This is a genomic window from Pseudomonas fluorescens (genome assembly GCF_902497785.1).
GTDB lineage: Bacteria > Pseudomonadota > Gammaproteobacteria > Pseudomonadales > Pseudomonadaceae > Aquipseudomonas > Aquipseudomonas fluorescens_BO.
Map to the genome: position 1 here is coordinate 43,863 of NZ_CABVHK010000014.1, position 23,596 is coordinate 67,458.

General features: G+C 59.6%; 22 protein-coding genes. 15 read left to right on the forward strand and 7 right to left on the reverse strand.

Annotated elements, in window-relative coordinates; all coding sequences use genetic code 11:
* Nucleotides 1-127: 127 nt before the first annotated feature.
* Complete coding sequence (locus F8N62_RS20675; RefSeq protein ID WP_150712416.1) at nt 128-1,342, forward strand: response regulator; 1,215 nt, start codon at nt 128-130, stop codon at nt 1,340-1,342.
* A 213-nt stretch (nt 1,343-1,555) separates the two neighbouring features.
* Here F8N62_RS20675 and F8N62_RS20685 read toward each other — a convergent pair whose 3' ends face one another.
* Both F8N62_RS20685 and desA read right to left on the reverse strand, forming a co-directional pair.
* Nucleotides 1,556-2,545, reverse strand: a complete 990-nt coding sequence (locus F8N62_RS20685) for a GGDEF domain-containing protein (protein WP_150712553.1) — start codon at nt 2,543-2,545, stop codon at nt 1,556-1,558.
* A gap of 248 nt (nt 2,546-2,793) precedes the next feature.
* Nucleotides 2,794-3,981, reverse strand: a complete 1,188-nt coding sequence (gene desA, locus F8N62_RS20690; protein ID WP_150712417.1) for a delta-9 fatty acid desaturase DesA — start codon at nt 3,979-3,981, stop codon at nt 2,794-2,796.
* 147 nt (nt 3,982-4,128) lie between these two features.
* Here desA and dibA point away from each other — a divergent pair, with 147 nt between their 5' ends.
* The 6 genes from dibA (at nt 4,129) to F8N62_RS20720 (ending at nt 10,594) form a co-directional block, all read left to right on the forward strand.
* Nucleotides 4,129-6,048, forward strand: coding sequence for a phosphodiesterase DibA (dibA, locus tag F8N62_RS20695; RefSeq protein ID WP_150712418.1), 1,920 nt, complete (start codon nt 4,129-4,131; stop codon nt 6,046-6,048).
* 339 nt (nt 6,049-6,387) lie between these two features.
* A complete protein-coding gene (gene oscA / locus F8N62_RS20700; protein ID WP_150633166.1) occupies nt 6,388-6,570 on the forward strand; it encodes a sulfur starvation response protein OscA in 183 nt (60 codons plus the stop codon).
* A gap of 141 nt (nt 6,571-6,711) precedes the next feature.
* Entirely contained in the window at nt 6,712-7,725 is a 1,014-nt protein-coding gene (locus F8N62_RS20705; protein ID WP_150712419.1) for a sulfate ABC transporter substrate-binding protein, read from the forward strand.
* A 175-nt stretch (nt 7,726-7,900) separates the two neighbouring features.
* A complete protein-coding gene (gene cysT / locus F8N62_RS20710; protein ID WP_150712420.1) occupies nt 7,901-8,719 on the forward strand; it encodes a sulfate ABC transporter permease subunit CysT in 819 nt (272 codons plus the stop codon).
* Nucleotides 8,720-8,731: 12 nt separating this feature from the next.
* Complete coding sequence (gene cysW / locus F8N62_RS20715; protein ID WP_150712421.1) at nt 8,732-9,601, forward strand: sulfate ABC transporter permease subunit CysW; 870 nt, start codon at nt 8,732-8,734, stop codon at nt 9,599-9,601.
* Between the two features lie 3 nt (nt 9,602-9,604).
* Entirely contained in the window at nt 9,605-10,594 is a 990-nt protein-coding gene (locus tag F8N62_RS20720; protein WP_150712422.1) for a sulfate/molybdate ABC transporter ATP-binding protein, read from the forward strand.
* Nucleotides 10,595-10,691: 97 nt separating this feature from the next.
* Here F8N62_RS20720 and F8N62_RS20725 read toward each other — a convergent pair whose 3' ends face one another.
* Nucleotides 10,692-11,213, reverse strand: a complete 522-nt coding sequence (locus F8N62_RS20725; protein WP_150712423.1) for a DUF962 domain-containing protein — start codon at nt 11,211-11,213, stop codon at nt 10,692-10,694.
* Between the two features lie 84 nt (nt 11,214-11,297).
* On the opposite strand from F8N62_RS20725, the gene F8N62_RS20730 reads away from it, so the two are divergent.
* Nucleotides 11,298-11,984, forward strand: coding sequence for a Crp/Fnr family transcriptional regulator (locus F8N62_RS20730; protein ID WP_150712424.1), 687 nt, complete (start codon nt 11,298-11,300; stop codon nt 11,982-11,984).
* A gap of 46 nt (nt 11,985-12,030) precedes the next feature.
* Here F8N62_RS20730 and uraH read toward each other — a convergent pair whose 3' ends face one another.
* Nucleotides 12,031-12,441 (reverse strand): hydroxyisourate hydrolase, encoded by a 411-nt coding sequence (gene uraH / locus F8N62_RS20735; RefSeq protein ID WP_150712425.1) that lies wholly within the window; start codon nt 12,439-12,441, stop codon nt 12,031-12,033.
* On the reverse strand, nt 12,438-12,938 hold the full coding sequence (locus tag F8N62_RS20740; RefSeq protein ID WP_150712426.1) for a GlcG/HbpS family heme-binding protein: 501 nt from the start codon (nt 12,936-12,938) through the stop codon (nt 12,438-12,440). The genes uraH and F8N62_RS20740 overlap by 4 nt, the downstream gene beginning before the upstream one ends.
* A gap of 136 nt (nt 12,939-13,074) precedes the next feature.
* On the opposite strand from F8N62_RS20740, the gene F8N62_RS20745 reads away from it, so the two are divergent.
* Both F8N62_RS20745 and F8N62_RS20750 read left to right on the forward strand, forming a co-directional pair.
* Complete coding sequence (locus tag F8N62_RS20745; RefSeq protein WP_150712427.1) at nt 13,075-13,755, forward strand: heavy metal response regulator transcription factor; 681 nt, start codon at nt 13,075-13,077, stop codon at nt 13,753-13,755.
* Entirely contained in the window at nt 13,745-15,130 is a 1,386-nt protein-coding gene (locus F8N62_RS20750) for a heavy metal sensor histidine kinase (protein WP_150712428.1), read from the forward strand. The genes F8N62_RS20745 and F8N62_RS20750 overlap by 11 nt, the downstream gene beginning before the upstream one ends.
* A gap of 32 nt (nt 15,131-15,162) precedes the next feature.
* Here the strand turns inward: F8N62_RS20750 and F8N62_RS20755 are convergent, their stop codons facing one another.
* A complete protein-coding gene (locus F8N62_RS20755) occupies nt 15,163-16,167 on the reverse strand; it encodes an AraC family transcriptional regulator (protein ID WP_150712429.1) in 1,005 nt (334 codons plus the stop codon).
* Nucleotides 16,168-16,267: 100 nt separating this feature from the next.
* Between F8N62_RS20755 and F8N62_RS20760 the strand changes: the two genes are divergently transcribed.
* The 5 genes from F8N62_RS20760 (at nt 16,268) to F8N62_RS20785 (ending at nt 22,238) form a co-directional block, all read left to right on the forward strand.
* Complete coding sequence (locus tag F8N62_RS20760) at nt 16,268-17,341, forward strand: fatty acid desaturase (RefSeq protein WP_150712430.1); 1,074 nt, start codon at nt 16,268-16,270, stop codon at nt 17,339-17,341.
* Between the two features lie 514 nt (nt 17,342-17,855).
* Complete coding sequence (locus tag F8N62_RS20765; protein WP_150712431.1) at nt 17,856-18,437, forward strand: alpha/beta hydrolase; 582 nt, start codon at nt 17,856-17,858, stop codon at nt 18,435-18,437.
* Nucleotides 18,438-18,486: 49 nt separating this feature from the next.
* The gene (locus F8N62_RS20770) at nt 18,487-19,416 is read left to right on the forward strand and encodes a sigma 54-interacting transcriptional regulator (protein ID WP_150712432.1); all 930 of its coding nucleotides are present in this window, start codon (nt 18,487-18,489) and stop codon (nt 19,414-19,416) included.
* A gap of 252 nt (nt 19,417-19,668) precedes the next feature.
* Nucleotides 19,669-20,451 (forward strand): MetQ/NlpA family ABC transporter substrate-binding protein, encoded by a 783-nt coding sequence (locus F8N62_RS20780; protein WP_150712434.1) that lies wholly within the window; start codon nt 19,669-19,671, stop codon nt 20,449-20,451.
* Between the two features lie 665 nt (nt 20,452-21,116).
* Nucleotides 21,117-22,238 (forward strand): RHS repeat-associated core domain-containing protein, encoded by a 1,122-nt coding sequence (locus tag F8N62_RS20785; protein ID WP_150712435.1) that lies wholly within the window; start codon nt 21,117-21,119, stop codon nt 22,236-22,238.
* Between the two features lie 31 nt (nt 22,239-22,269).
* On the opposite strand, the gene F8N62_RS20790 is transcribed toward F8N62_RS20785, so the two are convergent.
* On the reverse strand, nt 22,270-23,466 hold the full coding sequence (locus F8N62_RS20790; protein ID WP_150712436.1) for an AAA family ATPase: 1,197 nt from the start codon (nt 23,464-23,466) through the stop codon (nt 22,270-22,272).
* Between the last annotated feature and the right edge of the window lie 130 nt (nt 23,467-23,596).

Genomic DNA, 23,596 nt, shown 5'->3' on the forward strand with positions numbered 1-23,596 from the left:
GATCGATTTGTGCGCTGATCGACAAAAAACCCGCCTCGGCGGGTTTTTTCTTGCCTGCGCAAACCATCGCGCTTCTTGTAAGGGTCAGGATTGACTAAGGTGCAAGCAGTGCAAATGGAGCCTGCAAATGACCGCTGTCGTTTTACCCGCTGTACCGCGTGTGTTGATTGCCGAGGCTGACCCCTGGTCCCGGGATCTGCTCAAGCAAGTGTTGTTGAGTGTGCGCTGTGATGCCCGGCTGGACCTGTGTGCCAATGGTCAGGAAGCGCTGCAGCTGTTGGCGGACAACCCCTACGATCTGGTGATCGTCGACTGGGAGTTGCCCGGTGTCGATGGGTTGAATGTTTTGCGCAATGTCCGTCAACGCAAGCGTAATCCGCCCTTGCCCTTCATTCTGATGAGCAGCCGCAACGACAGCGCAAGCGTGCGCGAAGCTTTGCCGCTGGCGCCTACCGCGTACCTGACCAAACCTTTGAACATGGAAAGTCTGACCCAGCGGTTGCAGGGTTTGCTGTTGGATGGCGGTGAAGAGGTGTTCTGCGAGGTGCCGATGCTGGCGCCGGGCATGACGTTGTCGGTGTTCCTGGAGCGACGACGTGAACTGGCCGACGGCGCGCCGCTGATGACTGACGTGCAACTGGCGGTCAAGCGCAGCCTCAACCCGAACGGTCTCGACCTGACGCGGCTGGCCGATGAAATTCGCACCGACCCGCAGGTAACGGCCGTTCTGATCGCTGCGGCGAACAGCGCGGCCCAGCATCATGGCGCCCCCGTACAAACCCTGGCTCAGGCGCTGCACCGGCTCGGCACCGGCCAAAGCATGAACCTGATTCTGGGGCTGGCGCTCAAGCGCAGTGCGCGGCTCAGCGATCCGTTGCTCGCCGATTACGCCGAGCGTTACTGGAATCTGTCTCTGCACACCGCCGAATACGCCCGGACGCTCGCGCGTTTGCTCGATCTGGATCAGGAACGCTGCTACTGCGCGGGCATGTTGCATCGACTCGGCGATCTGGCGTTGCTGCGCTGTTTGCAGGAATGGAAGCAGGCCGGTGGCGAGCTGGATGAGTGGGAAGAGGTGGGTGAAGCGCTGGCCGGATTCGGTGCGGCCTATGGGTCGGCGCTGCGAACCCGTTGGCGCTTGCCACTCGAACTGCGGGAGCTGATTGCGGCGGTGTATCACCTCGGTGGCGGGGTTTACTCCCGCGAAGCGCTGGTGATGAACATGGCGGCGCAGATGGTTCGGCTGACTGAGCATGAGGGCATCGAGGCGTTGGCCAAGAGCCGGACGGCGAGGTTGCTGAAGATCGGGTTGCCGGAGTTGATGCGACTGCGCAAAAAGTAAAGTCCGGCGCAGTTCCTCTGTAGGAGCGAGCTTGCTCGCGATGGTGTGTCAGTCACATCGGTGTTGACTGACACACTGCGCAAGAAGTAAGCGATACACAAACCCTGTGGGAGCGGGCTTGCCCGCGATAGCGGTTTCTCGGCCAACATCGATGTTGAAAGTCAGTACGTCATCGCGGGCAAGCCCGCTCCCACAGGTTTCGTGGTGAGCCAGTCAGGCAGAGATAATTCGGTTTTTGCCCTGGCGCTTGGCTTCATACATCGCCGCATCCGCCCGGGCAAACAGGCTTTCGACGCTTTCATCCTCAGCCGTCAGGCTGGTCAGGCCCTGACTGACGGTGATGCCGAACGTCTGGTGGTCATGACTGAAACTCAACCGCTGAATCTCCCGTTGCAAGCGTTCGGCCACTTGCATGGCCATGTCTGGCGCGCATCCGGGAAACACGGCGGCGAATTCCTCACCGCCAATCCTCCCGAACACATCCCCTCGACGCAGGGCTCCACGGCCGGTCTCGGCGATGCGTTGCAGTACGTTATCGCCTACCGGGTGGCCGAACGTGTCATTGATCCCTTTGAAGTTATCGATGTCCAGCAACAGAAACGCCAGCGGTGCGCCTTGTTCCCGAGCCATTTCGAATTCACGGTGGGCGCAGTCGAAGAAATGCCGACGATTGCTGCTTTGGGTCAGGACATCAGTGGTGGCCAGGCGATGCAGCTCGCTCTCCATGAGCTTCTTGTCGGTGATGTCTTCGGCAATGCCGACGATGATGACCGGCTGTCCGGGTTCGGGCTGGCGGTTGATGAAGCATTTGTCGCTGAGCCAGCGCACCTGGCCATCGGCATCGATGATGCGGTACTCGCGGTCCTCAACTGCACCTTTTTCCAGCACGTCTGCAAGGCTGCGCTCGGCGTACTCCAGATCGTCCGGGTGAATGCTGTCGCGCCACTGATTGGCGTCGGACAGCAGCAGGCCGGCGGAACGGCCAAAAATTCGCTCATAGGCGGGGCTGACGTAAAGCACTTGCCGAGTCTCCCAGTTGAATGCCCAAAGCACTGCGTTGACGCTCACCAGCAGGGAGCTGAACAGTTGTTCGCGTTCACTCAGGCGCGCGACTTCACCTTGCGCATGCATCAACGCCATCAGGGTTTTCGCGGCCTCGGGCCACTGGGGTAGGGATGTGTCTTGCAGGTTCTTGATGACCATCGGCACAAATCTCAAAGGACGTGCCGAGAATTCGACAGCGGCCATAACAAAGCCCGCCGTAGTGGCGAAGTGTCTTTGAGATAGGGGATTTGGAGCTTAGTTCCCGGTCTTTGTGGCGAGGGAGCTTGCTCCCGCCGGGCGGTACTGGTGACGCGTTTTCAGATAAAACGCGTCGTCAGGATTGGCGTCTGCTGCGCAGCCGAGCGGGGATAAATCCCCTCACCACAAGCAAGCCCCTCAACAGAGGCTCAGGCGGTGGCGGCGGGGCGCAGGGAGTAGGTTTTCAGCTGGTCGGCGAAGTCGCGCAGGGATTGAATACCGCTGGCTTCGGCTTCGTGTATCCAATCCTTGATGGCGGCCAGCATGTCGTGACCATTCGAGCTGGTCTTGACCCAGATCTGCTGCAACGCCAGTCGTTTATCGTAAATGACCTTCAACGCCTGGCTGTGCTCGAGCATGGTCTGGATGCGCAGGTGGTGCTTGTCATCCAACAGGCTGGTTTCCCGCGAGAGCAGGCGTTTGGCCCGGTGGAACTGATGACGGACCGAGTGATCGACCTTTTCCAGCTCCTGTTTGACCAACGGCGCAATAACCAATTTGCGGTACTGGGCCATGATCTGGAAGCGGTTGTTGAGGATGGCCATGGCGGTGTCCATGTCCAGGCTGCCCTTGCCTTCAACCCGGTGCGCAATCGGCGCAACCCGCTGAACCTTGGCCAGGCGCAGGAAGCTGAAAACCTGGATCCAGGCCCAGCCGAGGTCGAATTCCCACTTCTTCACCGACAGTTTTGCCGAATTAGGGTAGGTGTGATGGTTGTTATGCAGTTCTTCGCCACCGATCAGGATGCCCCACGGCACCAAATTGGTCGCCGCGTCGCGGCATTCGAAGTTGCGATAGCCGATGGCATGGCCCAGGCCATTGACCACTCCGGCGGCCCAGACCGGGATCCACATCATCTGGACAGCCCAGATGGTGATGCCGATGGTGCCGAACAACAGCAGGTCGATGACGCCCATGATCGCGATGCCCAACAGCGGGAATCGGCTGTAGAGGTTGCGTTCGATCCAGTCTTCGGGGCAGTTCTTGCCGTAGATGCGCAGCGTCTCCGGGTTTTCCGCTTCGGCGCGGTACAGTTCGGCACCTTTGCGCAGAACGGTGGACAAGCCCTTGACGACCGGGCTGTGCGGGTCATCGACAGTTTCGCATTTGGCGTGATGCTTGCGGTGGATGGCGGTCCACTCGCGGGTGTTCTGCGCCGTGGTCAGCCACAGCCAGAAGCGGAAAAAATGTTTCAGGCCGGCATTGAGCTCAAGCGAGCGATGGGCTGAATAACGATGCAGATAGACCGTGACGCCGATAATCGTGACGTGGGTCATCAGCAGGGTGACTGCCACCAGTGACCATGGCGACAAGCCGAGAAAACCTTCGTACCACATAGGCTATAGGGCCCTCGAAAAAGAAAAAAACAGCCGTTGCATTATCACTAAGCCCACAGATAAAACCAGTCACCCTTTCAGATAAGAGTGGCTGGATGTTTCTTTAAACTATAATTCCATCCTTTTTGAAGGGACATGGACGGCCTAATGTCTGCCATCTATCGCGATGCCATGCGTGCAGCGCTGCTTTACCTGCTGCTCTCCGTCGCTTGGCTGGGGCTTGGTGGCTATTTATTGGACAGTTTCTTTGATAACTCCGATGAGTTACTGCGATGGAAACTGATCAACGGTTACGCGTGGGCCGCGTTAAGCGCCGGTCTGATTTTCATCGCTCGGGCGCGATTGTTCCGTTGCCTGGGGATCGGCGCGACATTGCGCGAGCGTGATGAAGACCGGGAGCGCTTGCGTCAGGCCGCTGCCGTGTTTGATTGCACCCGCGAAGGCGTGCTGGTCACGAACCGCAGCGGAGTGATCGTTCACGTAAACCGGGCTTTCATGGAAATTACCGGCTATCAACAGGATGAAGTGCTGGGGCAGCGCCCGAGTCTGTTCAAGTCCGGGCATCACCCGGCGGCGTTCTACCAGGCGATGTTCGCCACGCTCGACAGCCTCGGCGAGTGGAGCGGGGAAATCTGGAATCGCCGTAAAAGCGGCGAAATCTACCCGCAATGGCAGACCATCCGCCTTGTGCATGACGACCTGGGGCAGGTCAGCCACTACGTCGCCGTATTTTCCGATATCAGCGCGATCAAGCATTCCGAGCACGAACTTAAACACCTGGTACACCACGATCCGCTGACCGATCTGCCCAATCGCCTGCTGTTTACCGACCGCGCCGAGCAGGCGCTGGCTTCAGCGCAGACCCACAAGCGTGGCTGCGCGTTGCTGATGATCGATCTGGATCACTTCAAGATGATCAACGACAGTCTGGGGCACACCGTCGGCGACCAGCTACTCAAGGCCGTGGCCGAGCGTTTGAATGCGCTGTCCGGCCCGGATATCACCCTGGCCCGGCTGGGCGGTGATGAGTTCGCGGTGCTGGTTGAAAGTTGCCCGCAGTTGATTCACGCGGCAGCGCTGGCCCAGCGGGTCGTCGACGGTCTGAAGGAGCCGTTTCACATTGAGGACCATCGGCTGTTCATCAACGCCAGTATCGGCATCAGCCTGTTTCCCGGCGATGCCTTGAGCGCCGAACAACTACTGCGCAACGCTGACTCGGCGTTGTTCAAGGCCAAAAGCGCGGGACGCGATGGCTATGCCCTCTATACCGAAGAATTGACCGCCCATGCGCAGCAACGGGTCGAAACCGCATTCGAGTTGCGCCGTGCGCTGGAGCAGCAAGAATTGCGGGTGTATTACCAGCCGGTACACGACCTCAAGACCCGCCGCGTGGTCGGCGTCGAGGCGCTGGTGCGCTGGGAGCATCCGCAACGGGGTCTGGTGTCGCCGGCAGAATTTATTCCCATTGCCGAGCGCGCGGGGTTGATCGCCGGAATCGATGCGTGGGTGATGCGCCAGGCGTGCCGGCAATTGTGTGACTGGCAGCAGGCCGGGGTGGTGTTGTCGTTTGTCGCGGTGAATGTTTCATCGCGCCTGTTTGCGCGCCGGGAGCTGTATCAGCAAGTCGCGCAAGTGCTGCACGAAACCGGACTGGATCCGGCCTGTCTGGAGCTGGAAGTCACCGAAAGCGCGGTCATGGACGACCCGGAGGTGGCGCTGGAGCAGATGCATCGTTTGCGCGAGCTCGGCGTGCGGCTGGCCATCGATGATTTCGGCACCGGGTATTCGTCGTTGTTGCGACTCAAGCGTCTGCCGGTGCAGAAGCTGAAAATAGATCAGGGCTTCGTCGCGGGTTTACCGTGGGATGAGGACGACGCGGCGATCGTGCGCGTGATCATCGCGCTGGCGCAAAGCATGGGCATGCAGGTGCATGCCGAAGGGATCGAGCAGGCCGATCAGGCGGGGTTCCTGCTCGCTCACGATTGCGATGTCGGCCAAGGGTATTGGTTCGGGCGACCGGTGCCGGCTGAACAGCTGGACTGGATGCGCGCTCCGGTGATCGAGTAACTGGCCGACTTGCGCTCCGGTGATCGAGTAACTGGCCGACTTGCTCTCCGTGGCGAGGGAGCTTGCTCCCGCTCGAGCGCGGAGCGCTCGTCCTTCATCCGGGTATTTTCCTGTCAACAGTGCTGGGGCTGCTGCGCAGCCCGACGGGAGCAAGCTCCCTCGCCACAGACGTTTGGCGTCGTTCGGCGCAAAAGTCCTTGCTGGTGCAAGTTGGTTTTCTGGTTATATAAACATTCTTAAATAGTCTTTTTAAGAATATCCGCACCTATCTACTATTGGTTCCACGCCGCAAGCAGTGCCGCCACTGCCAGGCAACCTCTGAGTCGAAGGAGCAGCACCATGAGCGCATCCCTGCGTAGCGTTGACGGTCAAGACGAAGCCACCATTCTGCGCGAGATCCAGAGCGCCTTGCGTGACCTGCGCTTCGGCGCCGTGGAAATCACCGTGCACAACGCTCAGGTGGTTCAGATCGAACGCAAGGAAAAATTCCGCTTGCAGAACCCTAGCAGCAAGCCGAGCTGAGCCAGAGATCAAAAGATCGCAGCCTTCGGCAGCTCCTACGGGGGATTGTGTAGGAGCTGCCGAAGGCTGCGATCTTTGAACAGGCACCCGATTCCAGATCATAAAAAAGCCAACACACTTAGAATTCCAGGAGCTTTCACCATGTCGTCGATTCGTCATTTCGCTTTGGCCGCCCTGGCCAGTGCCCTTTTTGCGGGTTCCGCGGTTGCCAAGGATTATGAGCTGCTCAACGTGTCGTACGACCCGACGCGCGAGCTGTATCAGGATTACAACGCTGAATTCGTCAAGTTCTGGCAGAAAGATAACGCCGGCGATACGGTGAAAATCCAGCAGTCCCATGGCGGTTCGGGCAAGCAAGGTCGCGCCGTAATCGACGGTCTGCGCGCCGACGTCGTGACACTGGCCCTGGCCGGTGATATCGACGAAATCGCCAAGCTGGGCAAAACCCTGCCGGCGGACTGGCAGAAGCGTCTGCCGGAAGCGAGCACGCCGTACACCTCGACCATCGTGTTCCTGGTGCGCAAAGGCAACCCGAAAGGCATCAAGGACTGGGGCGACCTGGTCAAGAATGACGTGTCGGTGATCACTCCCAACCCGAAAACCTCGGGCGGCGCTCGCTGGAACTTCCTCGCGGCGTGGGCCTATGGCCTGAAAGCCAACGGCGGCAACGAAGCCAAGGCCAAAGAATACGTACAAACCCTGTTCAAGCACGTGCCAGTGCTGGACACCGGTGCTCGCGGTTCGACCATCACCTTCGTCAACAACGGTCAGGGCGATGTGTTGCTGGCCTGGGAAAACGAAGCCTTCCTGGCGTTGAAGGAAGACGGCGGCGCCGACAAATTCGAAATCGTCGTGCCTTCGCTGTCGATCCTGGCGGAACCGCCAGTCGCGGTCGTCGACAAAAACGCCGAGAAAAAAGGCAACGAGCAAATCGCCGAAGCCTACCTCAAACACCTGTATAGCCCGGCCGGTCAGGAGATTGCCGCGAAAAACTTCTACCGTCCACGTGACAAGGACGTCGCCGCCAAGTACGCCCAACAGTTCCCGAAACTGGAGCTGGTGACCATCGACAAGGACTTCGGCGGCTGGAAAAGCGCGCAACCGAAATTCTTCAATGACGGTGGCGTGTTCGACCAGATCTACTCGGCGCAGTAATCTGAGCCAGGCCGCACCACGAGCCATATGCCAGGGCGCGTACTGTGTGGGAGCGAGCCTGCTCGCGAAAGCGGGGTGTCAGACGACGTAAATGTTGACTGACGCTCCTTCTTCGCGAGCAGGCTCGCTCCCACATTGGTGCGTTTAGCGGATCGTTTTTTAACCAGGGACTTTTATGTCGCGTCGTATCTCCCCCGTCATACCCGGCTTCGGGCTGACGCTGGGCTACACCTTGGTGTACCTCAGCCTGATTGTGCTCATTCCACTGGCGGCCATGTTCATACATGCCTCCCAACTCACCTGGGATCAGTTCTGGGCGATCATCTCGGCGCCTCGCGTGCTGGCGGCCTTGAAGCTGAGCTTCGGCACTGCGCTGTATGCCGCGATCATCAACGGCATCATCGGCACGCTACTGGCTTGGGTGCTGGTGCGCTACACCTTCCCCGGTCGCAAGATCATCGATGCGATGATCGATTTGCCCTTCGCATTGCCCACTGCCGTGGCCGGTATCGCACTGACGGCGCTGTATGCGCCTAACGGTTGGGTCGGTCAGTTTGCTGCAGACCTGGGTTTCAAGATTGCCTACACCCCATTGGGCATCACCCTCGCGCTCACTTTCGTGACACTTCCATTCGTAGTACGTACCGTACAGCCGGTTCTCGCCGACATCCCCCGTGAAGTCGAAGAAGCAGCGGCGTGTCTCGGTGCGAAACCGTTGCAGGTGTTCCGCCATATTCTGGTGCCCGCGCTGTTGCCCGCCTGGCTTACCGGGTTTGCATTGGCCTTCGCTCGCGGAGTCGGTGAGTACGGTTCGGTGATCTTCATCGCCGGCAACATGCCGATGAAAACCGAAATCCTGCCGTTGCTGATCATGGTCAAGCTCGACCAGTACGATTACACCGGTGCCACGTCCATCGGCGTACTGATGCTGGTGGTTTCCTTCGTCCTGTTGCTGCTGATCAACTTGCTGCAACGCCGCATCGAAACCCCATAAGGAGGCGCACACATGTCCCAATCGTCTATTGCTGCTGCTTCCTCGAACGCTGCCCGCCGTGGCAGTGCCAGTTCGCGGCGTATCCTTATCGGCCTTGGCTGGCTGGTGTTTGCCCTGTTCCTGTTGCTGCCGCTGGTGATCGTGGTGTCCCAGGGGCTGAAAATGGGCGTCGGCGCATTTTTCACCGCAATCTTTGAGCCCGATGCGCTGTCGGCGTTGAAACTCACGGTGATCGCCGTGCTGATTTCGGTGCCGCTGAATCTGGTGTTCGGCGTCAGCGCCGCGTGGTGCGTGAGTAAGTATTCGTTCCGCGGCAAGAGCATTCTCGTCACGTTGATCGACTTGCCGTTTTCGGTATCGCCGGTGATTGCCGGTCTGGTCTACGTGCTGATGTTTGGCGCGCAGGGCCTGTTCGGGCCGTGGTTGCAGGATCACGATATCCAGATCGTCTTCGCCTTGCCGGGCATCGTGCTGGCGACGATCTTCGTCACCGTGCCGTTCGTGGCCCGCGAGTTGATCCCGCTGATGCAGGAACAAGGCACTCAGGAGGAGGAGGCTGCCCGGTTGCTGGGCGCCAATGGCTGGCAGATGTTCTGGCACGTCACCGTTCCCAATATCAAGTGGGGCCTGATCTACGGCGTGGTGCTGTGTACCGCGCGGGCGATGGGTGAGTTCGGGGCGGTATCGGTGGTTTCCGGGCACATTCGCGGGGTGACCAACACCTTGCCGCTGCACGTCGAGATCCTCTACAACGAATACAACCACGTGGCCGCGTTTGCGGTAGCGAGCCTGTTGCTGATCATGGCGCTCTTCATCCTGCTGCTGAAGCAGTGGAGCGAAAACCGTATTAACCGCCTGCGCGCCAGCGCCGCGGAGGAATAATTCATGTCGATCGAAGTGCGTAACGTCAGCAAGAATTTCAATGCGTTCAAGGCGCTGGACAACATCAGCCTGGACATTCAAAGCGGTGAACTGGTCGCGCTGCTCGGCCCGTCAGGTTGCGGCAAGACCACGCTGTTGCGGATCATCGCCGGTCTGGAAACCCCGGACCAGGGCAACATCGTGTTCCACGGCGAAGACGTGTCCGGCCATGACGTGCGTGATCGCAACGTCGGTTTCGTGTTCCAGCACTACGCTTTGTTCCGCCACATGACGGTGTTCGACAACGTCGCATTCGGACTGCGGATGAAGCCGAAGAACCAGCGCCCGAGCGAAAGCCAGATCGCCGTGAAGGTCCACGAATTGTTGAACATGGTACAACTGGACTGGTTGTCGGATCGCTACCCGGAACAACTCTCCGGCGGTCAGCGTCAGCGTATTGCGTTGGCTCGTGCCCTGGCGGTGGAGCCAAAGGTGTTGCTGCTCGACGAACCCTTCGGTGCCCTCGATGCGAAGGTGCGCAAGGAGCTGCGTCGCTGGCTCGCGCGGTTGCACGAAGACATCAACCTGACGTCCGTGTTCGTGACCCACGATCAGGAAGAGGCGATGGAAGTGGCCGACCGTATCGTGGTGATGAACAAGGGTGTGATTGAGCAGATCGGTTCACCGGGTGACGTCTACGAAAATCCGGCCAGCGATTTCGTTTATCACTTCCTCGGCGATTCAAACCGTCTGCATCTGGGTGAGGACAACCACGTGCTGTTCCGTCCGCACGAAGTGTCGCTGTCGCGTCATGAACTGGAAGACCACCACGCGGCCGAGGTGCGGGACATTCGTCCGTTGGGCGCGACGACTCGAGTAACATTGAAGGTCGAAGGGCAGAGCGAATTGATCGAAGCGGAAGTGGTGAAGGATCACGACAGCCTGACCGGACTGGCGAAGGGCGAGACGCTGTTCTTCAAACCGAAGGTCTGGCAGAAAGTCGCCAACCTCTGAGATCAAAAGATCGCAGCCTGCGGCAGCTCCTACAGTGATCTGTGTGGTTCACAAATCCCTGTAGGAGCTGCCGCAGGCTGCGATCTTTTAAAGCGGCCTAAGCCGCCGCCCTTTTTGGATTGACCCGCACACCGCCGGTCCGCGCCTCGATCTGCGCCTTCAACTCACTGCGCATCCCCAGCAAAAACGCCAGTTCAACCACCACGAACAACGGCCCCACAATCAAACCCGTCACATCATCGACAAACGCCGGTTTGCGTCCTTCGTAGTGATGCCCGACAAATTGAATCGCCCAGCCCACCACAAACATCCCGACCCCGCTCGCCAGCCACACCCATGTGCTTTGTTGCGCGAGTACGTGACCGGCCCAAACGCACAACCCCAGCAACGCCGTCATCAACAACCCGAGGCGCAACTCCAGGCGCAGGTAAAACCAGGCTGACGCCAGCGACACCAGTATCGCCGGCGATAACCAGCCCCCGCCCCATTGCGGGCGGGACAGCAACACCGCCACCGCCACGACAATCAGCGGGATGCCGATAAAGTGGCTGGCGATATTGCGCGGGTCGCGGTGATAGGCGGCGTACTGACTGAGATGGTCAACGAGGCTTTTTTTCATTGTTAGTCCTCCTGTAGGGTGACGGATCTTGCCTCGGGTTGGCTTTTCGCTCTGTCAGCCAGGCGACAATCTCCAGGAGTATTGATGGACATGCAGGTCTGGCGTGCGCGCCTGGAGTCGGGGCAGTGGTTCAGTCATCTGCCTGTTCCCTTACAGGATAGTCTGCTGGCGGCAGCCCGCTTGCGGCGGTTGGCGTCGGGGCAGTTGCTGTTCAAACGCGGCGATCCGCCGTGCGGGTTGTACGCGGTGCTCGAAGGTTCGGTGCGCATCGGCGCCGTGAGTGAGCAGGGCAAGGAGGCGCTGCTGAGCCTTGTGGAGTCGCCGCACTGGTTCGGCGAAATCTGCCTGTTCGACGGCCAGCCGCGCACCCACGATGCCTTTGGCGTGGGTCATTGCATCCTGTTGCACATCCCGCAATCGGCGGTGTTGGCATTGCTCGACGAGCAGCCGGTGTACTGGCGGCAACTGGCGTTGCTGATGAGCCAGAAACTGCGCCTCACGTTCATCAACCTTGAACAGCTGAGCTTGATGCCGGCGCCTGCACGGTTGGCGCATCGCTTGCTGATGATCGCCGACGGTTACGGGCAAATCGACCCGCCCAAGCGGGTGCTGCAACTGCCGCAGGAGCAGCTTGCATCGATGCTGTCGTTGTCGCGCCAGACCACCAATCAGCTGCTCAAGGATTTACAGGCGCAGGGGATTATCGGGTTGGGTTACGGTGAAATCGTAATCCTTGATGCGCCTCGGTTGCGGGCGCTGGCGACGATCTGAAACGTTCTCGTACCCTCCCGCAACGTCGGTTCCTTCAGTGTCGTGCTTACGAGCCGCGATAGGTCGAGAACCCGTAGGGGCTCAGCAGCAGCGGAATGTGGTAATGCTGATCCGTCTGCTTCACTTCAAAAATCACCGGGATCTCCGGAAAAAAGGTCTCGTGCCGGGCCTTTTTGAAATACTCGCCCGTTTTGAACACCACGCGATATTCGCCTGCCTCGAAAGGCTGTTTGGCGGGGAACAGTTCGGCGATGCGCCCCTGTTCATTAGTGGTTCCCTGTGCCAACGGCTGCCAGTCCTGACCGACGTGTTTTTCCAGCGTGACGTTGATGCCCGGTGACGGCAAACCGTTTTCCAGATTGAGCACATGCACGCTCAACGGGTTGCCGGCCGCCAGGGCCAGGCTCGACAGGCTGCTCAGGCCAAGGGCGATAAGGGTGGCGTTGAGGGTATTCATGGTGTGACTCCTTGATTGGTTTTGTTGATCTGCAGGCCGACGGTTTCTGCCGCTTTGATGGCGCAGTTTTCGTCCTGCTCGGCACCGCCGGCCCCGGCTATACCGAGCGCACCCACCAGTTCATTTCCGGCAAACAACGGCACCCCGCCGCCGAGTAAGAGCAACTCGTCGAGGGTGTTGAGGTTGGCGGATTCCGGGTTGTTGCGCGCTCGGTCGGCAAACGCCCGGGTCGGGGTTTTGCTCGACAATGCGGTGTAGGCCTTGCGTTGGCTGGCGGCGGTGTTGTGTGGACCGACACCGTCAGCGCGCAGCACCACCAGCAGGTTGCCGCCGCGGTCGAGCACCGACACGGTGCCGGTGCAACTGGCCAGGCTGGCGTCGGCCAGCAACCGTGCGGTGCGCAGATTGAGGTCGGCGTGACGGGGCAGTTCGACGGCGGCGAAAGCCTGGCCGGTCAGGCCGAACGCCAGGCTCGCAGCGAGTATTTTGAAGGTCATGGGCAGGTTCCAGAAACTGAGGTCGGCACCTTACCCGGCACACCTCGTCAAAACCTCGTCAGCGGGATTACAAGTTTGTAATGGGCAAGCGGCCCGAAGACGCCTAGCCTGTACGCCTGAATGATTGAGGTGTGCCATGCGTTTGCTGGTCGTAGAAGATGAAGCCAAAACCGCCAACTTCCTGGCCAAAGGCCTGGGTGAGTCAGGTTTCGTAGTGGATGTGGCGCTCAATGGCCTCGATGGGCGCTATTTCATTGAGCAGCAGGTGTACGACTTGATCATCCTCGATGTGATGCTGCCGGGCCTCAATGGCTGGCAATTGCTGCAGCTGATCCGCCAGCGCGGCGCCACGCCTGTGCTGTTTCTCACCGCCAAGGATGCCATCGAAGACCGCGTGCGGGGTCTCGAACTGGGCGCCGACGATTACCTGCTCAAGCCCTTCGCGTTCGCCGAGCTGCTCGCACGGGTGCGCAGCTTGCTGCGGCGCGGGCCGATGCGCGAAGCCGAGTCCTACGCCATTGCCGACCTCGAAATCGATGTGCTGCGCCGCCGCGTCAGTCGTGGCGGGCAGCGCATCAGCCTGACGAACAAGGAGTTCGCCCTGTTGCAGTTGCTCGCGAGCCGCCAGGGCGAAGTGCTGTCGCGTACGCTGATCGCTTCGCAAGTGTGGAACCTGAATTTCGACAGCGACACCAACATGGTCGAAGTCGCGGTGCGACGTCTGCGGTCGAAAGTCGATGACCCGTACATGCCGAAACTGATTCACACCGTGCGCGGCGTTGGTTATCAGCTGGAAGCGCCGGACGATGCGCTCTAGATCGATTGCCTGGCGGCTGGCGCTGGCTTATGCGGCCGTCTGTGCACTGGTCCTGAGCGCGATCGGCGTGTTCCTGTATCGCTCACTCGCCTCGGAGCTGGCGTTTCGCGACGACACGGCCCTGCTCGGTCGCCTGGAGCAAGTGCGCGCCTTGCTCGCCGACAGCGACAGCCTCGACGCCCTGCAGGCGCGACCACGGCTGTACCAGAACATGCTGGGCAATCTCGACAGCCTGTTGTTGGTGCGACGCGCCGATGGCTCGAACGTCATCGGCATTAACCCCCGCCAACGCGATTTGCCGTCGCTCAACGCGGTGCCTCGCGATCAATCACCGCAACGGCGCGACGTGCTGACCTGGCGAGCGCCGGACGGAGTTGAATTGGCGTTGTTGTCCGTTGAGGCCCGCGGCCCGAATGGCGAAGCGCTGACCGTCATCGCGGGCAAAGTGCTGAGCGAGCGCGAACAGATGCTCCGCAGCTATCGCATGAGGCTGTACACCGCGGTCGGGGTGGGAGCACTGCTCGCTTTCACCGTGGGCCTGGTGCTATTGCGTCGCGGACTGCGACCGTTGCGCCGGTTGAGCGAAGCAGTGCGCGGCATCGATCTGCGCAGCCTCGATCAACGTTTGCCCGTCCTTGGAACGCCGGCAGAACTACTTGAACCGGTGCAGGCGCTCAACGGCATGCTCGCCCGGCTGGACGACAGCGTGCAGCGGCTGTCGCAATTTTCCGGCGACCTTGCCCACGAGATCCGCACCCCGCTGCACACCTTGCTGGCGAGTAACGGGCAGGCGCTGAATCACCCGCGCACGGTGGCGGAATATCAAGAAGTGCTGGCCTCCAACATGGAGGAATTCGAGCGGCTCAAACGCATGGCCGAGAACCTGATGTTCCTCGCCCGTGCGGAACAGGCCGAGAGGGCGCTCGACCTGCGCACGCTGGATTTGCAACGTGTCGGCGATGAACTGTGCGACTACTTCGAAGCCCTGGCCGATGACCGTGATGTGCGCGTGGAACACACACTGTACGGCCTGTTGCTCGCCGATCAGCAACTGCTGCAGCGAGCCCTGGGCAACCTGCTGGCCAACGCCGTGCGCCATGCCGATGCCGGCACGCTAATCAGCCTGCGTCGCCGCGATGATGCAGGCCAGTGTTGGTTGCAGGTGCACAACCATGGCCCGGTGATCGCCCAGGCGCATTTGAGCAAAGTGTTCGATCGTTTCTACCGCGTCGATCCGTCCCGGAGCGAACCGGGCGACTCGGGCGGCCTGGGGCTGGCGATCGTGCGTTCGATCATGCAGCTGCATGGTGGGCAGGTGCGAGTCAGCAGCGGTGCCGGGGGCACCGTGTTTGAGCTTGGCTTCCGGGTGAATTGAAGACTGCTTTCGCGGGTACAGGCACAACACGTTCACCGCAACCCATCCCGAAACTGCCCCGGCGTCATCCCCGTCCAGCGCTTGAATGCGCGGCTGAAGCTGCTGGTATCGGCAAACCCCAGCAGATAACTGATCTCGCTCAGTGAACATTGCGGGTCACGCAGGTGCAGCAATGCCAGGTTTTCACGGCTTTCATTGAGCAGGGTGTCGAATCGATAGCCCTCATCCGCGAGATGCCTCTGCAGGCTGCGCAAGCTCAAATGCAGGGCCTTGGCGATGTGTTCGGCGCTGGGTTCGCCTTCGGGCAATTGCTCTTCAATGGCGTCGCGCACCTTGCGCTCCCAGGTCAGCGGCTTGAGTTGCGCGAGGGTGCGTTTGAGCACGGTTTCGTTATGTTCGGCCAGTTCCGGGTTAGCGTCATCGAGGTGGCTGTCGAAATCCACCAGCGAAAATTCCAGCCGGTCCTCGTCGGCCGAAAAATGCACGGGCGAGCGAAAGACCTTGTGCCATTGATGCGCGTCGGCCGGTTCCGGGCGGCGCAGGTACACCGCCAGCGGCGCGTAGTCACGGCCCAGTCGATTGCGACAGGTGCGCACGTAAATGGCGGTGAAGGCATCGATGGCCTCGAACGCCGGCGCCGGATTGCCGGGCGGGATTTTCAGGCAAAAGCGGTAGCGATCCTCGGTGCGGCTCAACTCCAGCTCCAGGGCGTCACTGACCACCTGGTGATAACGCACGATGCGTTCAAACACTTCCCGCAGACTGCCGCTGGCCACCAGCGCATAACCGAGCGCGTGAAAGGTGGTGGGGCTGACGAACCTCGACACCCGCAAGCCAATCGCCGGATCGCCACTGACCTGCACGGCGATTTCCCACAGGCGCGTGGTGCCGGACAACGGATAACGGGCGTTCGGGTCGTCCATCAATTGCGGGTCGAGCCCCGCCTGGTGGCACAGGGCGGTGCTGTCGAGGCCCAGCGCGTCGAGTTGCTTGCGCAGGGCACGGGTCCAGCTGGCGAGGGAGGTCGGTTCAGTCATGCTGATTGGCGCTTCCGGTCAACAGGTTGGCGTCCACGGCTACCGCCTTGCACAGGTTCACAAGGCAGGATGCGAACATCAATAACCAGAGGATGGAAGCATGGACGGTACTTCTGCAAGTCCCCAACGACTGAATGCAGCTCAGCGCTCTGCGCATATTCGCGAAGTGGTGCTGGCCAAAGGGGTGGCGTTGCGTAAACGCTACCCGATTCTCAACCATCAGGACGCGCTTGGCGCGGGGATTCTGACCTTCGCTTTGGCTGGAATGATCGGCTCGGCAGCGCTCTACATCAACGGGCATATAGCCTGGTGGGCATGCCTGCTGCTCAACGGGTTTTTCGCTTCGTTGACCCACGAGCTGGAACACGACCTGATTCATAGCATGTACTTTCGCAAACAACGCCTGCCGCACAACCTGATGATGGGCCTGGTATGGCTGGCGCGACCGAGCACGATCAACCCGTGGATCCGTCGGCATCTGCACCTCAACCACCACAAGGTATCCGGCACCGAAGCCGACATGGAAGAACGCGCGATCACCAACGGCGAGCCATGGGGTTTTGCGCGGTTGCTGATGGTGGGCGACAACGTGATGTCGGCGTTTATCCGCATGCTGCGGGCCAGGACATGGGCCCACAAGTTCAGCATTATCAAACGTACGTTGAAGGTTTATGCGCCGCTGGCGTTGGTGCATTGGGGCGCGTGGTACGTGTTCCTCGGTTTTCACGCGGCCAACGGCATCGCGCATCTGCTCGGGGCACCGATTGAATGGTCGGCGACCACCCTCGAGGTGATGCGGGTGATCGATATCGCGGCGGTGGTGATCATTGGCCCTAACGTGTTGCGCACGTTTTGCCTGCACTTTGTCAGCTCGAACATGCACTACTACGGCGATGTCGAGCCGGGCAATGTGATCCAGCAAACCCAAGTGCTGAACCCTTGGTGGATGTGGCCGTTGCAAGAGTTCTGCTTCAATTTCGGCAGCAGCCACGGGATCCATCATTTTGTGGTGAAGGAGCCGTTTTACATTCGCCAGATGACCGTGCCTGTGGCACATAAGGTCATGCGCGAGATGGGGGTGCGGTTCAATGATTTCGGGACGTTTGGGCGGGCTAACCGCTTTGTGCGCAAGGAAACAGCCGCACCACAGGAGGTGCGCGCCGCTCAGGCTTGATCGATGCACCCGGAAACTCAAAACCGCGTAGTCGCTCGTCATCATTCTGACCCAAAGGGGCGATACGTTAGGTGGCAGGCAAGTTCGCGTATTGTTGATCGGCATATGCGTTATGGTTCTAATAACGTAATTAAATATTCCTTTATTAGATATGCATTTCAGCCAATCATCGCGCCATCAGATGTTGAGTTTCCGGGGCCGTCTCCTTGGCAGGGTGCGGCCCCTTTTTTATTCCTCAGGAACCTCCCGAATCCCTAGTGGGAGCGAGCCCTGTGGTGAGGGGATTTATCCCCGTTCGGCTGCGAAGCAGTCGTATACGCGCACTGACTTTGAAATGCTGGGGCCGCTACGCAGCCCAACGTGGATAAATCCCCTCACCACAGGCTCGCTCCCACATTTGATCTGCGTCGTATATTCGATATAGGTCTTAATAAATAGCTTCTTATTCCTTAACGAATATAACTCTCCTCCCTATACTCGACCAGGAACAGACACGCAGCAGGAGAGCTCCCCCATGCGCAACGAATCCATTCGCTACCTGATTGTGCCGGGCTGGCAGGGATCGCCAGAAAACCATTGGCAAAGCCATTGGCAGAACAGCCTGCCGAACAGCGCGCGGGTGGAGCAGGCCGACTGGATTACGCCGCGTCGTGAAGACTGGGTCGCGGCGCTGGCCGAGGCGATTGCCGCCGACAGCACGCCGGTGATTCTGATTGCCCATAGCCTGGGTTGCATCACGGTCGCGCATTGGGCGGCCACTGCTCCGCTGAATTTTTTGCGTCAGGTGCGCGGTGCCTTGCTGGTCGCGCCAGCGGACGTCGAGCGCCCGGCCTGCGCGCCGGCACTGCGTAACTTCGCGCCGATTCCGACGAATCTGTTGCCGTTCCCGAGCCAGGTTGTCAGCTCCGATAACGACAGCGCCGTCAGTGCGCCGCGTGCATTGGAACTGGCACGTCAATGGGGCGCAGAAGCGGGGATTCTGGCGGGGGCCGGGCACATCAATGTGAAGTCCGGACACCAGCGTTGGGAACAGGGTTTTGCCTATCTCTACCGCCTGCAAAACCGCCTGGAACATCACGCCCTGCGTCGTGCTTGAATTTTAATTTAACGCCCCCGTCTCCGGCGGTTTTGGGCGGGAGTCTGCCATGAGTTTTGAAGCCTTCGGTCAGCCGCTGCTGACCTTTCCCGACGCAGAAAAAAGCCCACTGAGCATCCGCGCCAAGGCGTTGGTGTTTGTCGATCCGCGTTCGCGTCAGCTGCGTCAGGAACTGGAGCAACTGGCGCCGCGTTCGATCTGCGTACTGATCCGTGGCGAAACCGGTAGCGGCAAGGAATTGCTCGCGCGACACATTCACCGTGCCAGTGATCGCGGCGGTTTATTTGTGTCGGTCAATTGCGGCGCAATCAGCCCGACGTATGCCGACGCCGAATTGTTCGGCTACGCCGCCGGCAGCTACAGCGGTTCGGCGAGCAGTCGCGCCGGGTGGTTCGGCTCGGCGAACGGCGGCACGCTTTATCTGGACGAGATCGGCGACCTGCCGCTGCCGATCCAGATCAAGCTACTCGCCGCACTGGAAAACCACGAAGTCACCCGCGTCGGCGCCCATCAGCCGAGCCCGGTGGACGTGCGTCTTGTGGCTGCCACCAGCATTGATCTGGCGCAAGCGGTGGCCGCCGGGAAATTTCATGAGCGTCTTTACCATTACCTCAGCGAAGGTCAGCTCCATTTGCCGGCCTTGCGTGAGCGGGTCGGCGACATCCTGTCCCTCGCCGAATATTTCCTCGGCATCTACAGCCAGCGCCTGGAACTGCCGGTGCCACTGATCAGCGAGACTGCGCAGCTCGTACTGGAACGACACAGCTGGCCGGGCAACACCCGGGAGCTGGAAAATGTCATTCACTTTGCGTTGCTGGTCAGTACGGGTGACGAGATTCTGCCGGAGCATCTGAACCTGCCCGAGGCCCCGGCGCCGTTGACGCAGATTGAGCAGCAACTCAAGCACATCCTCGCCAACGGCACCGCTGCCGAGCAAACGGCCCTGAAACAACTCCTGAGGCAAGCCGAATCCCTGTAGGAGCGAGCTCGCTCGCGATGGACGTAAGGGCGCCGCTTGCATTCAGGAAGCCAGCATTATCGTTGACGTCCATCGCGAGCAAGCTCGCTCCTACAGGGTGCGAACAAAATGGAATATAGAAGTAAATAAAAGATATTGTTCCGGAATAAAAAATCCCGGTATTGTCCGCGTCACGCCAGCGATAGCACTTCGCTGGCACTTTCATAGTTAGCCGTCGCCACTGGCGACCGTGATTTTCGATAAGGACACTGCATGAAAAAGGTTCTGTTGTTCACCGCATTGGCGGCTGCCCTGACCGCGGGCCTGGCCCAGGCTGGCGAGAAACTGGTCGTAGCGGCGACCCCGGTGCCACACGCCGAGATTCTGGAACTGATCAAGCCAGCCCTCGCCAAAGATGGCGTGGACCTGGAAATCAAAGTCTTCACCGACTACGTTCAGCCGAACGTGCAGGTCGACCAGAAGCGTCTGGACGCCAACTATTTCCAGACCCTGCCGTACCTGAAAAGCTTCAACGAAGGTAAAGGCACTAACCTTGTGACTGTGATCGGCGTGCACGTTGAACCGTTCGGTGGCTACTCGAAGAAAGTCAAAAGCCTGGCCGAGTTGAAAGACGGCGCGACCATTGCGATTCCAAACGAAGGCAGCAACAGCGGCCGTGCCCTGATCCTGCTGCAGAAGGCGGGTCTGATCGAGTTGAAAGACCCGAAAAACGCTTTGGCCACGCCGAAAGACATCGCCAAGAACCCGCACAACTTCAAGTTCAAGGAACTGGAATCGGCCATGCTCCCGCGTGTTCTGGACCAGGTTGACCTGGACATGATCAACACCAACTACGCGCTGGAAGCGGGCCTGAACCCGGCTAAAGACGCGCTGGTGATCGAGGGTGCCGATTCGCCTTACGTGAACTTCCTGGTGGCGCGTCCGGACAACAAGGACAGCGTTGCCATTCAGAAACTGGCCAAGGCCTTGACCAGTCCTGAAGTGAAAGCCTTCATCGAGAAGAAGTACAGCGGCGCGGTACTGCCGGCGTTCTGATTGGGCGCAGTAACGAAACCCGCAAGTTCAAACGCCGACGGCTGATAGAGCGTCGGCGTTTTTTTGTGTTCGAGGAACCTGTGGCGAGGGAGCTTGCTCCGGCTGGGTTGCGAAGCGACCCTGAAACCTGCCCATGCGCTTCTTCAGGCACACCGCTTTGACTGGTTTTGCGACTGCAGCGCAGTCGAGCGGGAACAAGCTCCCTCGCCACAGAAGCAACCGCGAATCAGGCCACCCTGGCCTTTAACGCCCTGCGCAACGCCATCAACAACTTCACAATGTCCTGCGGATCCAGTCGTTGCGGCACTTTTACGTCAGCCATGTTCTCTTCCTTGTGATGGTTTGGCCGTGAGTCTGGCCAAAAGCGGTGCGTCCTTGGAGGGGTATTCAGAAAAATAGATACTTCCTACGGCGGTAGGGAAAATAGTCGTCTTCCTTCTACGCAGCAAATCTGCAGACAGTGTTTTGCGTGATATCAACAGGTGTTGACGGCGCATGACCCTTACCCACCATCAACGTCGGCATCCGGCGTGATTGTCGAGAGCGGCAAATGGCAGGGATGATTGGCCCGAACAGAAGAATAGCCTCGGATACCTAGCATTTCTGTCAGGTGTTCTAGCCCGCATTACTGGTGCAAGCTGAGGGCTTTGCGAACAGGGGGGCTTATGAGCGAATCAAAGGTCTGCGTGTGCCGTTATAGCTACAATGCGCTGGATTTGCTGACCGGGGTTGAGCCTGTGGGGCAACAAGCCCTGCAACGATTTTACTGCGGTGATCTTCTGGCGACCGATCTTCAAGGGGCGGCCAGTCAGAGCGTATTTCAACAGGGTAATCAACCGCTGGCGCTGCAAACCCGTAAGAGTGGTGGCATCAATAACCGTCTGCTGGCCACAGACCAACAGCGCTCCGTGTTGCAGGTCGCTGATCCAGACGGATCTGTGCATCAGGTTTATTCGCCTTACGGTCATCGTCGGGTCGAAGGTGGTCCTGGCAGTCTTCTGGGGTTCGCCGGCGAAGCGGTTGATCCGTTCACTGGTCATTATTTGCTGGGCAATGGCCACCGGATGTTCAACCCGGTGCTGATGCGGTTCAACAGGCCGGACGGATTGAGCCCGTTTGGTCGGGGTGGGTTGAATCCGTATGCGTATTGTCTGGGGGATCCGGTGAATTTCAGTGATCCGACCGGGCGGTTTGCCGAAATAGGCCGATTTATCGCCAGCATGCTGAGTTTGTTGAATACAGGACTGGGCATGACCCGTCCCATCCCCTCCTTTAACCTGGCCAAGGATGCCTTGAGATATGGTGCATTGAGGAAATTACCGCCCAGACAGTCCTTTGCGGCAACAAGCACGGTGGTGGCCAGTGGTTTGATACTCACCATAGGGGTGGTTGGGGTTGGCAGTGCCGTAGCGGCAATCGCCGACGATCCTGGGGCAATCAAAATACTGGGTTCTGTCGTTTTAGGGCTGACAACGTTGGCGTCTGCATCGAGAGTGGGAACTTACTGGGCGGTGAGAAAGCCCGGGACTGAAGCGGCCTTGATGAGTTTTGTGAAGAACAAGGGGAAGGTAAGCACCGCGTCACCGACCGCGTCACCCCTGCCTTCTGTTGGCCCCTCGGCTCCGTCACTAGAATCAGTGATATCAAGATCAGAGCCGCTGGTGATAGGGGTGAAGCGAAACCACGACACGATGCTTGAACCAGGATTAGGACCTGATCGGGTAATGTTGAAAGCCCACCGCACATTAGCGCCTACGAACGCAGCCAGAAAAATTCGTCGTCGCTAAATCTGAAGACGCAAGCCGAAACGTTGCCCGCTCAATCCGCCCAATACCACGCCGGCTCATCCAGCATCCGCTGCCCGACAATCCCGGTTTGCCCGAGGCTTTTCTCCAGCACGATGCAGTTGCATTCCGGGTCTTCCTGCAACGCCGAGATCAACCGCCGGGCATGCGACACCACCCATACCTGACAGTGCTCCGAGGCCCGGATAATCAACCGCGCCAATGCCGGCAACAGGTCCGGATGCAGGCTCGTTTCCGGCTCGTTCAACACCATCAACGTCGGCGGACGCGGCGTCAGCAGAGCCGCCACCAACAGCAAATAACGTAACGTTCCATCGGACAGTTCAGCCGCCGACAACGGTCGCAACAACCCTTCCTGATAAAACTCGATGGAGAAGCGGCCGCCGGCCAGCGGCTCGATGTGCAGGCGTGCGCCGGGGAATGCGTCGCTGATGGCATCGCGCAAAGCGTCGGGGTCGCCAATTTCGATAATGGTCTGCAACGCCGCCGCCAGATCTCTGCCGTCGTGGTGCAACACCGGGGTGCGCGTACCCAGTTGTGGCTGACGCACCGGTGCGTCGGCGTCGCTGCGAAAGTGATCGTAGAAGCGCCAGCGGCGGATGAATTCACGCATCTCCAGAACTTCTGGCGAGGTGCGCAAGCTGCCGACCTGATCGAACAGGCTGTCGAAAGTTGGCGTGTGCTGGGACAGCACGTCCCAGCCGCGGTTGGCGCGAGTGCGGATCATCGGGCCGTCGCGATCCACCAGCAGGCTCGCTGGACGAAAAAACGCCCCGGCCCACAGGCATTCGCGTTTGATTTGCGGGTCGAGGCTGAACCGTGACGGGATGGGCGTGCTGTGCCCCGGTAGCATGAAATGACCGTTGGACTCGGGTAATCCCAGGCTGATCGAGTAACCGAAGTCTTCCCCGGCAAACCCCAGCCGCAAGCGTTTGACGCCATGGCGCACCGTTGCCTCGATCGGTACTTCACCGTTGCGCATGCGTCGGGTGATGGTCTCCGGTCCGGCCCAGAACGTCGAATCCAGCCCGCCCTCACGGGCCAACGCGTTGACCACGCCGCCCTGAGCGGTTTCTGCCAGCAAGCGTAGCGCGCGATAGAGGTTGGATTTGCCGCTGCCGTTGGGTCCGGTGATCAGGTTCAAACGACCCAACGGGATCACCAGTTTATTGATCGAACGGTAATTGGCCACCGCGAGGGTTTTAAGCATTAAAGTGATCTCACGATAATCGTGCTGAAAAAATGACACGTAGGAGCTGTCGAGTGAAACGAGGCTGCGATCTTTTGACTTTGCTTTCTTAAAGGCAAGATCAAAAGATCGCAGCCTCGTTTCACTCGGC